The following is an 11,696-nucleotide window of genomic DNA, read 5'->3' as shown; positions in this document are numbered from 1 at the left end:
GCGAAATAGATCACACTTGACCGTATTGCTGGCCGTGGCGCAACCACCGTTCGAGCAGCGGGCTGACATGCTGCGGCCAGTGCGCCAGGAGGGATTGGGCGGCATCGCGGACCGCCGGCAGCAGGTCTGCGTCGCGCATCAGGTCGGCGACCTTGAATTGCAGCAGGCCGGTCTGGCGGGTGCCGAGCATTTCGCCGGGGCCGCGCAATTCCAGGTCCTTCTCGGCGATGACGAAGCCGTCGCTGGTTTCGCGCATGATGCCCAGCCGCTCGCGGCCGATCTGCGACAGCGGTGGGTGGTAGAGCAGCACGCAGTGGCTGGCGGCGCTGCCCCGGCCAACCCGGCCGCGCAACTGGTGCAGTTGGGCCAGGCCAAGGCGCTCAGGGTTCTCGATGATCATCAGGCTGGCGTTGGGCACGTCGACGCCGACCTCGATCACCGTGGTCGCCACCAGCAGTTGCAACATGCCTTCCTTGAAGGCCTCCATCACCACAGCCTTGTCCGCCGGCTTCATGCGCCCGTGGATCAGGCCGACGCGCAGTTCGCCCAGCGCCGAGGAAAGCTCTTCGTAGGTGGTCTCGGCGGCCTGGCAGGTAAGTTCCTCGGACTCTTCGATCAGGGTGCACACCCAGTAGGCCTGGCGCCCTTCGCGGCAAGCCGCGCGGACTCGCTCGATCACCTCGATACGGCGGCTGTCGGCCACCAGCACGGTATTCACCGGGGTACGCCCGGGCGGCAGCTCGTCGAGGATCGAGGTGTCGAGGTCGGCATAGGCGCTCATCGCCAGGGTCCGCGGGATCGGCGTGGCGGTCATGATCAACTGGTGCGGGCAGAGCCTGCCGTCCACGCCCTTCTGGCGCAGGGCCAGGCGCTGCTGCACGCCGAAGCGGTGCTGTTCGTCGATGATCGCCAGTGCAAGGCGCTTGAATTTCACTTCATCCTGGAACAGCGCGTGGGTGCCGACCACCATCGGCGCGCCGTCGCCGATGCGTTCCAGTGCCGCCGCGCGGGCCTTGCCCTTGAGCTTGCCGGCCAGCCAGGCGACTTCGATGTCCAGCGGCTGGAGCCACTTGCTGAAGTTGAGGAAATGCTGCTCGGCGAGGATCTCGGTCGGCGCCATCAGCGCCACCTGGTAGCCGGCCTCTATGGCTTGCAGGGCGGCGAGGGCGGCGACCACGGTCTTGCCGGCGCCGACGTCGCCTTGCACCAGGCGCAGCATCGGTTCGTCCTGGGCCAGGTCGTAGGCGATCTCCGCGCCGACCCGGCGTTGCGCGCCGGTCGGCTGGAAGCCGAGGTTGGCAAGGAAGCGTTTCGGCAAGCGGCTGGCCGCCGGCAAGCGCGGCGCTGCCTGCGAACGCACGGCTTCGCGCAGGCGCTGCAGGGATAACTGGTGGGTCAGCAGTTCTTCGAAGGCCAGGCGCAACTGCGCCCAGTGCCGGCCTTCGGCCAGTTCCTCGATGTCGGCATCCGGCGGCGGCCGGTGCAGGTAGCGGATCGCCTGGTCGAGCGGGCCAAGTTGGTAATCGCGGGCCAGTTCCGCCGGCAGCCAGTCGGGCAGGCTGCTGGGACCGAGCATGGCCAGGGCCTGTTGGCTCAACTGGCGCAGGCGCTGCTGGGTGAGGCCCTCGGTAGTCGGGTAGATCGGCGTCAGGGTCTGCTCCACCGGAATCGGCTCGTCGCCGTTCAGCGCGCGGTATTCCGGATGGTAGATCTCCAGGCCCGAGGCGCCCGGCCGGACTTCGCCGTAGCAGCGCAGGTGGGTGCCGCGCTTGAGACCGTCCTTCTGCGCCTGGCTGAAATGGTAGAAGCGCAGGCTCAGGGTGCCGCTGCCGTCCTGCAGGCGCACCAGCAGGCTGCGGCGGCGCCCCATCACCACGTCGGCGCCGGCCACCACGCCCTCGACCACCGCGTCGGCCCCTGGCCGCAGGGCGCCGATGGCGGTGACGCGGGTACGGTCCTGGTAGCGCAGGGGCAGGTGGAACAGGATGTCCTGCAGGGTTTCCAGGCCTACCCGAGCGAGCTTCTCCGCCAGCGCGGCGCCTACGCCCTTTAGCGCGGTGACCGGGACCCTGGACAGCTCGGTCATGCGATTTGCGGTTGTTCCTGGGTTTGCGGGCGGGCCACCGAGCACAGGCGGATCGAGTCGGCCAGCACTTCGATGGCGCGTGGACGCGGGAAGCTGGCGCGCCAGGCGATGGCAACGGTACGGAACGGCACCGGCGCGCTGAACGGGCGCACTTCGATGACGCCCGGGGCGTAGTGGTGGCTGTCCACCGCGGAGAACGGCAGCACCGAGACGCCCAGTCCGGAGGCGACCATGTGGCGGATGGTCTCCAGCGACGAGGACTCCACCGTGGTGTGCTTGTTCTCGTCGCCCTTGCGCACGGTCGGGCAGGCTTCCAGCACCTGGTCGCGGAAGCAGTGGCCTTCGCCGAGCAGGAGCAGGCTCTTGTCGTTGAGCAGCTCGGAATCGATGCTGGCCTTGGCGGTCCAGGGGTGGTCGGCCGGCATCAGCACATAGAAAGGCTCGTCGAACAGCGGCTTGGTCAGGACGTCGGCTTCCTGGAACGGCAGGGCGATGATGATCGCGTCGAGTTCGCCGGTGCGCAGCTTGTCGCGGAGGATATGGGTGAAGTTCTCCTCGATGTACAGCGGCATCTGCGGCGCGACCCGGTGCAGCTGGGGAATCAGGTGCGGGAACAGGTACGGTCCGATGGTGTAGATGGCGCCGACCTTCAGCGGCGCGGCCAGCTGGTTCTTGCCGGCCTGGGCCAGCTCGCGGATGCCCTGGGCCTGTTCGAGGACCTTCTGCGCCTGGGCGACGATGCCTTCGCCCACTGGCGTCAGGCGCACGGCGCTCTTGCTGCGCTCGAAGATCAGCACCCCCAGCTCGTCCTCGAGCTTCTTCACGCCGACCGAGAGGGTCGGTTGGCTGACGTGGCAACGCTCGGCGGCGCGGCCGAAGTGTTGTTCCTGGGCGAGGGTGACGATGTAGCGCAGTTCGGTGAGGGTCATGGCTGCTCATCCGTTAAGATCGGCCAAGCATAGCGGCTGCACCGCCGCGAACCAACCTCCGGGGGCATGATCGGGCGTGCATTGCAGACGATTCGACGCCTACACTGCCCGCCTTGTTGTAGGAAGGAGACGGCTTCATGTCGCAAACAGTGATGATCGCCGGCTGCGGCGATGTCGGCGGGCGCCTCGGCGAGGCACTGCTGGCCGATGGCTGGCGGGTCCATGGCCTGCGTCGCTCGGTGGACGCCTTGCCGCAGGGGATCCTGCCGGTGGCTGGCGATCTGCAGGCTCCGGAGTGTCCCGCGCAGTGGCCGAGCGAGCCGCTCGACTACCTGGTGTACAGCGCCGCCGCCAGTCAGCACGACGAGGCTGGCTACCGTGCCGCCTACGTCGACGGCCTGCGCCATGTGCTGGGCTGGTTGCAGGCCCACGGCCAGCGGCCCAGGCGCCTGCTGTTCGTCTCCAGCACCGGGGTCTACGCGCAGACCGATGGCGGCTGGATCGACGAGGAGTCGCCGGCGCTTTCCCAGGCCTATTCCGGACGGATCATGCTCGACGCCGAGCAGGTCGCGCTGGACAGCGGGATACCGGCTACCCGCGTGCGCCTGGCCGGCATCTACGGTCCGGGGCGGGAATGGCTGCTCAACCAGGTGCGCCAGGGTTACCGGGTGGTCAGCGAGCCGCCGCTGTATGCCAACCGGATCCGCGCCGACGATGCGGCCGGGCTGCTGGCCTTCCTGTTGCGCGCCGATGCCGGCGGCCAGGCGCTGGAGGACTGCTACATCGGTGTCGACGACGCGCCCGTGGCGATGCACGAGGTGGTCGACTACCTGCGCCAGCGCCTGGGCGTCAGCCAATGGGCCGACGAACATTCGGTACGCCGCGCCGGCAGCAAGCGTTGCAGCAACCGCCGCGCCCGGGCGCTCGGCTGGGTGCCGCGCTATCCCAGCTACCGCGAGGGCTATGCGGCGGTGCTCGGGGACGCCTGATGGCTGCCAACCGGTTGTTGGCGCGTCCCTGGCTGCCTGGCGTGGAGCTGTTCCATGCGGACTTCTCCGGCCAGGCGTTCGGCCGCCACAGCCATTCGGCCTTCGCCATCGGCTCGATCCTCCACGGCGTCGGCGGCTACCAGTGCCGCGGGCGGCGCCATGCGCTGCCGGCCGGCACCCTGTCGCTGATGAACCCGGAAGAGCCGCATACCGGGCACGCCGAATCCGAGCGGCTGGTCTACCGGATGCTCTATGTCGAGGAAACGCGCCTGCTCGGCCTGCTCGGCCGCAAACAGTTGCCGCGCGGCTTCGGCGAACTGAACCCGGCCGACGACGGCAGCGTGGCGGTTGGCCTGGCGCGACTGGCCGAGGACTTCCAGCGCAGCGACGCATTGGGGTTGGAAAGCCGCCTGCTGGCCTTGCTCGAACAGGTCTTCGTGCGCCACGGCGGCTTGCGCCCGGCGGCCGCGGCGCCCCGCGACGGCGGAACCACCGCACGCCTGCGCGATTACCTGGAAGCGCATGCCACCGAGGCACTCGGTCTGGACCAACTGGCGCAGTTGCTGCAGCGCCATCCGCGCCACCTGATCGAGGCTTTCCGGCGTGCCTACGGCGTGCCGCCGCATACCTACCAACTGCAATGCCGGGTGCGCCAGGCCAAGCGCCTGTTGCTGGAAGAACGGCCGCTGGCGGAACTCGCCCAGCACCTCGGCTTCTACGACCAGGCGCACTTCTCCACGACCTTCCGGCGTTTCACCGGGGTCACTCCGGGGCAGTTCCGGCGCAGCGCCAAGACCTGAGTTTTTTCCAATACGGCGCCCGCCGCGCTGCACAGACTGGAGGCCTTCGCGTTTCGAGGGGCCTTCATGTTCGCCGCGTTCGTCCTTGTCGCCAGTACCCATTTCGCTGCCCTGCTGTCGCCGGGGCCGGACTTCTTCCTGTTGGTGCGCGCCGCCCTGCTGCGCGGCCGGCGCCAGGCCGACGGGGTGGCCGCCGGCATCGCCCTGGCCAACCTCCTGAGCATGCTGCTGGTGCTCGGCCTGCTGGCCAGCGTGCCGGACTCGGCGCACAGCGCCTTGCGCTGGCTGCAGGCGCTCGGCGGACTGTACTTCCTCTGGCTGGCGGGCCAGGCGCTGCTTGCGCAGAGGCGACTGGAAATGCCGGCGCAGCGCGACGTCCCGTCCCGCGGCGGCTATCTGCGCGGGCTGCGCGACGGCCTGCTGGCGAGCAGCCTGAATCCCAAGCTGCCGATCTTCTATGCGGGGCTGTTCGGCGTGCTGGCGCGCTTCAGCCTGCCGGGCTGGGCGCTGGCCCTGTGCCTGGCGTGGATGAGCCTGGCGGTGCTGTGCTGGGACATGGCGCTGGTGCGCCTGCTGGACAGGCCGCGCTGGCGCGGCTGGTTGCAACGGCGGGTAGGTGCGCTGGACCGGCTGTGCGGCGTCCTGCTGCTGGCGCTGGGCGGCTGGCTGGTGCTGGCCGCCCTCTGAGAGGCGTCAGCGCTCCAGCAGCCAGACGCGCTTGCCGGGCACGTAGCTGGGCATCTCGTTGGCGCCGGCGGTATTGACCGCTTCGAACAGTTGCAGCTCGTCGTCGTCGAGGCTGAACAGCAATTCGCGGCCGCGGTTGCCTTGTTGCAGCCAGATGCTGTCGTTGTCGCCGCTCATCGCTGCGCAATCGCCGGCCAGGCACAGCGCGTAGCGTTCGGCGCCGGGCAGACCGCTGACCAGGCCATTGGCCTGGAACTCGACCTTGCCGCCCTGGCCCTGGCCTTCGCGGATCTTCCAGCTGCCCTTCAGATAGCTGCCGTACAAGGCCCGCTCGAAACCGCTGCCGGCAGGGCTGTTGGCCGCGGGTTGCGGGTCGAGACGGCGGAAACGCTGTTCCGGGCCGTTGGCGCTGGCCTGCTGGATCAGCTCCTTGCCGTCCAGTTCGAGGCTCTCCTGGTTGTCGTCGCCATAGAAGGCAACCTTCCAGTGCTCGTCATCGCTCTTGCTCAGGGTCCCTTCGCCCAGTTCGAAGCCGTTGCTGAAGGTGGCTTCGCCTGCCTTGCTGTCGAGCTTCCATTCCAGGTTCGGGCCATAGGCGAGCAGGGCCTCGCGCAGCTTGCCGTCCTTGCTCGCGGCGTCGATCGCGGCCTGGTTGATCCAGGTGCCGGACGGATCGGCCGTGCCGGCGCAGCCGGCCAGCAGGGTGGCGGCTGCGGCGAGGAAAATCACGCGGCGCATCGTGCTACTCCATGCAGAGCGACGGGGCCTTGGGCCCCGTCGCGAACATCCGGCTTACTCGAGGACGACGATGGCGTCCATTTCCACCTGTGCGCCCTTCGGCAGGGCGGCCACGCCGATGGCGGCGCGCGCCGGGTAGGGCTGGGTGAAGTAGCGGCCCATGATCTCGTTGACCTTGGCGAAGTGCGACAGGTCGGTGAGGAAGATGTTCAGCTTGGCAACGTCGTGCAGGTAGCCGCCGGAAGCCTCGATCACCGCCTTGAGGTTCTCGAACACCTGGACGGTCTGCTCCTCGAAGCCTTCCACCAGTTCCATGGTCTTCGGGTCCAGCGGGATCTGCCCGGACACGTAGACGGTATTGCCGGCCTTGATGGCCTGGGAGTAGGTGCCGATGGCGGCCGGGGCGTTGTCGGTGTGGATAACGGTCTTGGTCATGGGAACTCCTTGCTGAAATCGAGTGGGCGCGGGGGCGCCGGATGACACAGGAAAAAGCGGGTCAGCTGCGCAGGCGGGTGATCCGGATCACTCCCTTGAGGGCGCGCAGCTTCTTGATGACGCGGGCCAGGTGGACGCGATCGTGCACGCTGACGACCAGCTGGACCACGCTGATGCGACCGTCGCGCTCGTCCATGCTGATCTTCTCGATGTTGCCGTCGGCCGCGTTGACGCTGGTGGCGAGCAGGGCGATCAGGCCACGCTGGTGCTCCAGCTCGACGCGCAGTTCGACATTGAATTCGCCGGTGACATCCTTGGCCCAGCTGAGCTGGATGCATTTTTCCGGGTTGTGGCGTACTTCGCTGATGTTCTTGCAGCTTTCCAGGTGCACCACCATGCCCTTGCCGGCGGACAGGTGGCCGACGATCGGGTCGCCGGGAATCGGCGTGCAGCACTTGGCGTAGCTCAGGACCAGGCCTTCGGTGCCACGGATCGCCAGCGGACCCTCGGCGCTCGGCGCTTCCTCGCCCTCGCTGGACAGCAGGCGGCGGGCAACCACGTAGGCCATGCGGTTGCCCAGGCCGATCTCTTCCAGCAGGTCCTCGAAGACTTCCATGCGGTACTCGGCGAGCACGGCCTGGATGCGTTCCTGGGGAATCTTCTCGAGGTGGCTGTCGAAGCCGGTGAGGGTCTTGTTCAGCAGGCGCTCGCCGAGGTTGATCGACTCGGAGCGGCGTTGCAGCTTGAGCGCATGGCGGATATGGGTGCGCGCCTTGCCGGTGACCACGAAGCTCAGCCAGGCCGGGTTCGGCCGGGCGCCCGGGGCGGTGACGATTTCCACCGTCTGGCCGCTCTGCAACGGCTCGGAGAGCGGCGCCAGGCGGCGGTTGATGCGGCAGGCGATGCAACTGTTGCCGACGTCGGTGTGCACCGCGTAGGCGAAGTCGACCGCGGTGGAACCCTTGGGCAGTTCCATGATGCGGCCCTTGGGCGTGAACACGTAGACCTCGTCCGGGAACAGGTCGATCTTCACGTTCTCGATGAATTCCAGCGAGTTGCCGGCGCGCTGCTGCAGTTCCAGCACGCCCTTCACCCATTGCCGGGCGCGGGCATGGGTGCCCTTGGGCGTCTCGTCGTTGGACTTGTACAGCCAGTGCGCGGCGATCCCGTGGTTGGCCATCTCCTCCATCTCGCGGGTACGGATCTGGATCTCGATGGGCACCCCGTGCATGCCGAACAGGGTGGTATGCAGCGACTGGTAGCCGTTGGCCTTGGGAATCGCGATGTAGTCCTTGAAGCGTCCGGGGAACGGCTTGTACAGGCTGTGCACGGCGCCCAGTACGCGATAGCAGGTATCGACCTTGTCGACGATGATGCGGAAGGCGTAGACGTCCATGATCTCGTTGAACGCCTTACGCTTGCCGCGCATCTTCTGGTAGATGCTGTAGAGGTGCTTCTCGCGGCCGATCACCTGGCCTTCCATGCCTTCGCGGGCGAGGCAGTTGACCAGCGACTCCTGGATCTTGCCGACGATCTCGCGGCGGTTGCCGCGGGCCTTCTTCACCGCCTGGCGGATGCGCTCGGCGCGCATCGGGTGCATGGCCTTGAAACCGAGGTCCTCGAACTCCACGCGCATGGTGTGCATGCCCAGGCGGTTGGCGATGGGCGCGTAGATTTCCAGGGTTTCCTTGGCGATGCGCCGGCGCTTCTCGCCGGACAGCACCTCGAGGGTGCGCATGTTGTGCAGGCGGTCGGCCAGCTTGACCAGGATCACGCGGATATCGCGGGCCATGGCCATGGCCATCTTCTGGAAGTTCTCGGCCTGGGCCTCGGCCTTGGTCTCGAAGTTCATCTGGGTCAGCTTGCTGACCCCGTCGACCAGTTCCGAAACCGTCTCGCCGAACTGCGCGGTGAGCGCTTCCTTGGCGATGCCGGTGTCCTCGATCACGTCGTGCAGCATCGCGGCCATCAGGCTCTGATGGTCCATGTGCATGTCGGCGAGGATGTTGGAGACCGCCAGCGGGTGGGTCACGTACGGTTCGCCGCTGCGGCGGCGTTGCCCGTCGTGGGCCTGCTCGGCGTAGTAGTAGGCGCTGCGGACCAGGTTGACCTGGTCCGGCCCGAGGTAGCTCGACAGTCTGTCGGCGAAGGCGTCTATGCCCGGCAAGGGTTCACCCCCTGCCCGTAGGCGGGTTGCGGCGCTCGCAGGCGACGTCGAGCCGAGGCCATGGCTTACAGGGCCTCGGTGTTGGCCTCGTCGTCGAACGCTGCGAACAGCGGTTCGTCCTCGACGATGTCTTCCTGCTGGACGACGTTCTCATCGACCAGGCCGGAAGCGATCTCGCGCAGGGCGACGACGGTCGGCTTGTCGTTTTCCCAGGCCACTTTCGGCTCCTTGCCGCCGGTAGCCAGCTGACGGGCGCGCTTGGTGGCGAGCATGACCAGCTCGAAACGGTTATCGACGTTGTCCAGGCAGTCTTCAACGGTGACGCGGGCCATGGTGTTCCTCGTAACGAAAAGTGAGCCCGACGTTTGCCGGGCGGACTGAATAGTCTAAAAAATCGCCAATCTTTATGGAAGAGCCGATTTAGGCAAGCAGACGACCGAGCAGTTCGGCGTGGCGTTGCTGCTGGGCGTCCTGGCGCAACTGGCGGGCGCGGAAGATCGCCTTGAGGTCGTCCAGGGCGTGGGCGAAATCGTCGTTGATCACCAGGTGATCGTACTCCACGTAGTGGCTCATTTCGCTGACGGCTTCGCGCATGCGCCGCTCGATCACCTCGTCGCTGTCCTGGCCGCGGTTGGTCAGGCGCTGGCGCAGGGCTTCCTGGCTCGGCGGGAGGATGAAGATCGATTGGGCCTCGGGCATCAGCCGGCGCACCTGCTGGGCGCCCTGCCAGTCGATCTCGAGGATCAGGTCGAGGCCTTCGGCGAGGGCTTTCTCGACCCAGCGCTGCGAGGTGCCGTAGAGGTTGCCGAAGACTTCGGCGTGCTCGAGGAACTCGTTGCGTTCGAGCATGGCGAGGAATTCCTCGCGGCTGGTGAAGTGGTAGTTGACCCCGTCCACCTCGCCCGGACGCATGCCGCGGGTGGTATGGGAGACGGACACGCGGACCTCGGGGGCGGCGTCGAGCAGGGCCTTCACCAGGCTGGTCTTGCCGGCGCCGGAGGGAGCGGAAACGATGTACAGGGTGCCGGACATGAGGTGTTCCTGGTGCTTCGTACGGGTTGGAAAGAGATCGGGCGGAGGCGCCCGCCGGTCATTCGATGTTCTGGACCTGCTCGCGCATCTGCTCGATCAGGACCTTGAGGTTGACCGCCGCCTGGGTCGAGCGCGGGTCGAACGCCTTGGAGCCTAGAGTGTTGGCTTCCCGGTTGAGTTCCTGCATCAGGAAGTCCAGGCGCCGACCGGCGGCGCCGCCGGCCTTGAGGACCCGGCGGACCTCGCCGACGTGGGTGGCGAGGCGGTCCAGTTCCTCGGCGACATCGCTCTTCTGCGCCAGCAGGACCAGTTCCTGCTCCAGGCGCTGCGGATCGAGTTCGGCCTTGAGTTCGGCGAAGCGGTCGAGGATCTTCTGCCGCTGGTTGGCCAGCATGGTTGGCACCAGTTCGCGCAGGTTGCCGACTTCCACCAGCATCGCGTCGAGCCGATCGTTGAGCAGCTTCGCCAGCTCCTGGCCTTCGCGCGAGCGGCCGGCCTTGAGTTGCTCCAGGGCCTGGCCGAAGGCTTCCAGGGCGGCGGCGTTGAGCGCCTGCGGATCGGCCGAGTCGGCCACCAGTACGCCGGGCCAGGCCAGCACGGCGAGCGGATCGAGAGGCGCCGGCTGGCGGATCAGGGCGGCTACGCCTTCGGCGGCGGCGACCAGTTGGCGGGCGCGCTCCTGGTCGACCTGCAGGCTCTTGCCGGCGGTTTCCTCGGCGAAGCGCAGGGTGCATTCCACCTTGCCACGCGACAGGCCCTGGCGCAGCGCCTCGCGCACCGCGCCTTCGAGGTCGCGGAAGGCGTCGGGCAGGCGCAGGTGGGGCTCCAGGTAACGGTGGTTGACCGAGCGCAGCTCCCAGCTCAGGGTGCCGTGGGTACCGGCCTGCTCGACGCGGGCGAAGGCGGTCATGCTGTGCACCATGGGTCTACCTCGATAGTCGTGTGGGGAGTGCGTTCGGCGCCGGACGCGCGCGGCTGCCGTGATTCGAGCCGGGCATTGTAACCCACGTCCGGCGGGGCCCGCACGCCGACGGTGGTTGAGAGCCCGGGCTGGCCTCTATAATGGCGGCCAATTCCGCTTTCTCAGTACAGGATATCCACGATGAATCGTCCCAGTGGCCGTGCCGCCGACCAGCTGCGCCCGATCCGCATCACCCGCCATTACACCAAGCACGCAGAAGGTTCGGTGCTGGTCGAGTTCGGCGATACCAAGGTGATCTGCACCGTCAGCGCCGAGTCCGGGGTGCCGCGCTTCCTCAAGGGCCAGGGCCAGGGTTGGCTGACCGCCGAGTACGGCATGCTGCCGCGCTCCACCGGCGAGCGTAACCAGCGCGAGGCCAGCCGCGGCAAGCAGGGCGGTCGTACCCTGGAGATCCAGCGCCTGATCGGCCGTTCCCTGCGAGCGGCGCTGGACCTCAGCAAGCTCGGCGAGAACACCCTGTACATCGACTGCGACGTGATCCAGGCCGACGGCGGCACCCGCACCGCCTCGATCACCGGCGCCACCGTGGCGCTGATCGACGCCCTGGCGGTGCTGAAGAAGCGTGGCGCGCTCAAGGGCAATCCGCTGAAGCAGATGGTCGCCGCCGTTTCCGTGGGCATCTACCAGGGCGTGCCGGTCCTCGACCTGGACTACCTGGAGGATTCCGCCGCGGAAACCGACCTGAACGTAGTGATGACCGATGCCGGCGGCTTCATCGAGGTGCAGGGAACCGCCGAAGGCGCGCCGTTCCGTCCCGCCGAGCTGAACGCCATGCTCGAACTGGCCCAGCAGGGCATGCAGGAGCTGTTCGAACTTCAGCGCGCCGCGCTGGCCGAATGAGCAGACGCCCG

Annotated in this window: 12 protein-coding genes; 4 read left to right on the top strand and 8 right to left on the bottom strand. The window is 67.6% G+C overall.

Going from position 1 to position 11,696, the window contains the following annotated elements:
- Positions 1–10: 10 nt before the first annotated feature.
- The gene (gene recG, locus VQ065_RS30605; protein ID WP_003096624.1) at positions 11–2,086 is read right to left on the bottom strand and encodes an ATP-dependent DNA helicase RecG; all 2,076 of its coding nucleotides are present in this window, start codon (positions 2,084–2,086) and stop codon (positions 11–13) included.
- On the bottom strand, positions 2,083–3,015 hold the full coding sequence (oxyR, locus tag VQ065_RS30600; RefSeq protein WP_003096622.1) for an oxidative stress transcriptional regulator OxyR: 933 nt from the start codon (positions 3,013–3,015) through the stop codon (positions 2,083–2,085). Before oxyR ends, recG begins: the two co-directional genes overlap by 4 nt.
- A 137-nt stretch (positions 3,016–3,152) precedes the next feature.
- Here oxyR and VQ065_RS30595 point away from each other — a divergent pair, with 137 nt between their 5' ends.
- The 3 genes from VQ065_RS30595 to VQ065_RS30585 all read left to right on the top strand — a co-directional run bounded on the left by VQ065_RS30595 (position 3,153) and on the right by VQ065_RS30585 (position 5,491).
- Positions 3,153–4,004, top strand: a complete 852-nt coding sequence (locus VQ065_RS30595) for an NAD-dependent epimerase/dehydratase family protein (protein ID WP_340080516.1) — start codon at positions 3,153–3,155, stop codon at positions 4,002–4,004.
- Positions 4,004–4,804, top strand: coding sequence for an AraC family transcriptional regulator (locus VQ065_RS30590; RefSeq protein ID WP_003096615.1), 801 nt, complete (start codon positions 4,004–4,006; stop codon positions 4,802–4,804). The genes VQ065_RS30595 and VQ065_RS30590 overlap by 1 nt, the downstream gene beginning before the upstream one ends.
- Before the next feature lie 66 nt (positions 4,805–4,870).
- Complete coding sequence (locus VQ065_RS30585; protein ID WP_003096613.1) at positions 4,871–5,491, top strand: LysE family translocator; 621 nt, start codon at positions 4,871–4,873, stop codon at positions 5,489–5,491.
- A gap of 6 nt (positions 5,492–5,497) precedes the next feature.
- On the opposite strand, the gene VQ065_RS30580 is transcribed toward VQ065_RS30585, so the two are convergent.
- From VQ065_RS30580 to VQ065_RS30555, 6 genes are all read right to left on the bottom strand, one after another.
- Positions 5,498–6,229: a hypothetical protein gene (locus tag VQ065_RS30580; protein WP_003096611.1), complete on the bottom strand. Its 732-nt coding sequence runs from the start codon at positions 6,227–6,229 to the stop codon at positions 5,498–5,500.
- A gap of 54 nt (positions 6,230–6,283) precedes the next feature.
- Positions 6,284–6,664, bottom strand: coding sequence for a RidA family protein (locus VQ065_RS30575; RefSeq protein WP_003096609.1), 381 nt, complete (start codon positions 6,662–6,664; stop codon positions 6,284–6,286).
- A gap of 61 nt (positions 6,665–6,725) precedes the next feature.
- A complete protein-coding gene (gene spoT / locus VQ065_RS30570; protein ID WP_340080514.1) occupies positions 6,726–8,831 on the bottom strand; it encodes a bifunctional GTP diphosphokinase/guanosine-3',5'-bis pyrophosphate 3'-pyrophosphohydrolase in 2,106 nt (701 codons plus the stop codon).
- Positions 8,832–8,896: 65 nt separating this feature from the next.
- A complete protein-coding gene (gene rpoZ / locus VQ065_RS30565; RefSeq protein WP_003096602.1) occupies positions 8,897–9,163 on the bottom strand; it encodes a DNA-directed RNA polymerase subunit omega in 267 nt (88 codons plus the stop codon).
- A gap of 88 nt (positions 9,164–9,251) precedes the next feature.
- Complete coding sequence (gene gmk / locus VQ065_RS30560; RefSeq protein ID WP_003096601.1) at positions 9,252–9,863, bottom strand: guanylate kinase; 612 nt, start codon at positions 9,861–9,863, stop codon at positions 9,252–9,254.
- 58 nt (positions 9,864–9,921) lie between these two features.
- Entirely contained in the window at positions 9,922–10,785 is an 864-nt protein-coding gene (locus VQ065_RS30555; RefSeq protein WP_003096599.1) for a YicC/YloC family endoribonuclease, read from the bottom strand.
- Between the two features lie 180 nt (positions 10,786–10,965).
- Between VQ065_RS30555 and rph the strand changes: the two genes are divergently transcribed.
- Positions 10,966–11,685: a ribonuclease PH gene (gene rph, locus VQ065_RS30550; RefSeq protein ID WP_003096595.1), complete on the top strand. Its 720-nt coding sequence runs from the start codon at positions 10,966–10,968 to the stop codon at positions 11,683–11,685.
- Positions 11,686–11,696: the final 11 nt, after the last annotated feature.

The sequence above is a fragment of the Pseudomonas sp. KBN10P06128 genome, assembly GCF_037574945.1.
GTDB lineage: Bacteria > Pseudomonadota > Gammaproteobacteria > Pseudomonadales > Pseudomonadaceae > Pseudomonas > Pseudomonas aeruginosa.
The sequence above is the reverse complement of the archived record's forward strand: the minus strand, read 5'-3'. Positions and strand labels throughout refer to the sequence as shown.

Excerpts from the sequence above, each read along its gene's own strand:
- recG (WP_003096624.1), bottom strand. The coding sequence starts at position 2,086 with ATGACCGAGCTGTCCAGGGTCCCGGTCACCGCGCTAAAGGGCGTAGGC.
- oxyR (WP_003096622.1), bottom strand. The coding sequence starts at position 3,015 with ATGACCCTCACCGAACTGCGCTACATCGTCACCCTCGCCCAGGAACAA.
- VQ065_RS30595 (WP_340080516.1), top strand. The coding sequence starts at position 3,153 with ATGTCGCAAACAGTGATGATCGCCGGCTGCGGCGATGTCGGCGGGCGC.
- VQ065_RS30590 (WP_003096615.1), top strand. The coding sequence starts at position 4,004 with ATGGCTGCCAACCGGTTGTTGGCGCGTCCCTGGCTGCCTGGCGTGGAG.
- VQ065_RS30585 (WP_003096613.1), top strand. The coding sequence starts at position 4,871 with ATGTTCGCCGCGTTCGTCCTTGTCGCCAGTACCCATTTCGCTGCCCTG.
- VQ065_RS30580 (WP_003096611.1), bottom strand. The coding sequence starts at position 6,229 with ATGCGCCGCGTGATTTTCCTCGCCGCAGCCGCCACCCTGCTGGCCGGC.
- VQ065_RS30575 (WP_003096609.1), bottom strand. The coding sequence starts at position 6,664 with ATGACCAAGACCGTTATCCACACCGACAACGCCCCGGCCGCCATCGGC.
- rpoZ (WP_003096602.1), bottom strand. The coding sequence starts at position 9,163 with ATGGCCCGCGTCACCGTTGAAGACTGCCTGGACAACGTCGATAACCGT.
- gmk (WP_003096601.1), bottom strand. The coding sequence starts at position 9,863 with ATGTCCGGCACCCTGTACATCGTTTCCGCTCCCTCCGGCGCCGGCAAG.
- VQ065_RS30555 (WP_003096599.1), bottom strand. The coding sequence starts at position 10,785 with ATGGTGCACAGCATGACCGCCTTCGCCCGCGTCGAGCAGGCCGGTACC.
- rph (WP_003096595.1), top strand. The coding sequence starts at position 10,966 with ATGAATCGTCCCAGTGGCCGTGCCGCCGACCAGCTGCGCCCGATCCGC.